Raw genomic sequence first — 1,758 nt, forward strand, 5'->3', positions numbered from 1 at the left:
GAGCGTCTCTAGTGCCGGACCCAACTCCACGCGGATCTTGTCGCCGTGAGGAGATTGCTGAAATAGCTGCTGAGCAAACTCGGCGACGTAGGCATCGACCTCACAGGCGACGATCGTGCCGTCAGCAGGCAGCGCCTCAGCCATTGCCAACGCCGAATAGCCCGTGAACATGCCAATGTCCAGAATGCGACGGGCGCGAGTCATATGCACAAACAGCTTCAGCGTCTGTCCTTCCACGTGCCCCGACAGCATTTCCTGCTCTAGCTGCCGCACCGTTTCCCCATCCGAAAATCGCTGGCTCCACGGCTCCTGGCTGGTTTTTTGCGCGATCTCCGCCAGCGCTGCCGATTCCGGCGTCGTACACGCTTCTAGATACGGGTCCAAACCAGCGGTTAGCTGAAAGGCAGTTTGAACGTTCTCAGCAACGTCGATCGGCGCGTCCTTTAGGGCTGCTACCGCTGCGTCAAGATGCTGGACCGCAATGCCCAACGGCGTCACAGGACGCGCGGGTTCTGCCGCCGTTGACGGATGAATCACGCCTGTCATGAGACTGAACTCCCAACCAGCGATTGCGCCGTGCTGCCCACATAGGCGTCGATGCCTGCGCCTGCCCGTGGGTAGTCCGCGCACAGACGCTTGTGCTCGATCAGCGCCCCGTCCAGTTCTTCGCGGCTCAGGTCGTTGACAAAGAAGCACTCGCCGATCGGTCGAGGCATTGCTGCTCGCAGCAAGCCATCCCGCGTCTGGATGATCGAGTGGGTGGCTCGCCACGCCAAATCGCTGTCTAGCAGCGGATGATCCAGCGTTAGTCCCAACCGGCTCATCAGACCGAGAATGCGATCGCGCTCTTGCGTCGAGATGTAGCCCCGCGCCGCTGCGATCGTGGCAGACAGCGCCATGTCAATGTTCACCGCGTGACCGTGCAGCAAAGGCACCGAAGGAGCCAATTCCAGCGTCGGACTCCACGTGTGCCCGTAGGCGATGACGCGATCGAGCATCAACTCATGCAGGTTCGGCGTTTCAAGCTCCAGCATGGTTTTGATCGACTCGTAGTTCACCTTGTACGCCACATCGCGCAGTTCGTCGCTGCCGCCCAAATAGCCAAAGTGCGTGTGCAGCAGTTCTTCGCCGTATTGATCCAGCCAGTCAAACACCTGCGCGTTGGATACCACAGCAATCTTGACCAGTTCCGCCATGCCGTTGCGGACTTGGTCCGTGGGCAGCGTCCGCAAAAACGAGAAATCCAGAAACACGTGCTTAGGCGGATGATACGCACCCAATCGGTTCTTCAGCTTGCTGTGGTTGACCGCAACTTTGATTGCCACGCCTGCATCCACCAAGCCGATCAGCGTTGTGGGCACGCGAATAAAGTTTGTGCTGCGACGATATGCGGCGCAGGCAAACCCCGCCACATCCAGCACCAGCCCACCGCCGACAACGAGCACTGGTTCCTTCCGCACCAAACCAAAACTGGCAAAGGCATCGACGATCGCCGAAAAGGTTGTTATCGTTTTGGCGGGTTCTTCGATCGTGATGGCAAAAATTGTCAAATCGATGCCGTAGTGCTGAAAGTATTCCTGAAGCTGCAATCCATACAGGCGATTAACGGTGTGGTCCACCACGGCCAAACAGCGCCCAAAGGCTGTATATTGCGATGCCAGCGCTGAATTGTTGATGTTAAACAAGCCATCAACAAACTCCAGTCCAAACTCGATTTTTTCGTAACCTTCCACGTGAAAGGCAGTCTCAGTTGCCTCA

1 protein-coding gene and 1 pseudogene are annotated in these 1,758 nt (G+C 57.6%); both read right to left on the reverse strand.

The genetic code is table 11. The features are described from left to right. Window positions 1–546: pseudogene (locus H6F43_RS00005) on the reverse strand (SAM-dependent methyltransferase); the annotation flags it as partial. After that, on the reverse strand, window positions 543–1,758 hold a 1,216-nt coding region (locus H6F43_RS00010), incomplete at its 5' end, for a sedoheptulose 7-phosphate cyclase (RefSeq protein ID WP_190339997.1). The gene H6F43_RS00010 and the pseudogene H6F43_RS00005, both read right to left, overlap by 4 nt.

The sequence above is a fragment of the Leptolyngbya sp. FACHB-36 genome, assembly GCF_014695955.1.
Taxonomy (GTDB): Bacteria; Cyanobacteriota; Cyanobacteriia; order Leptolyngbyales; family Leptolyngbyaceae; genus FACHB-36.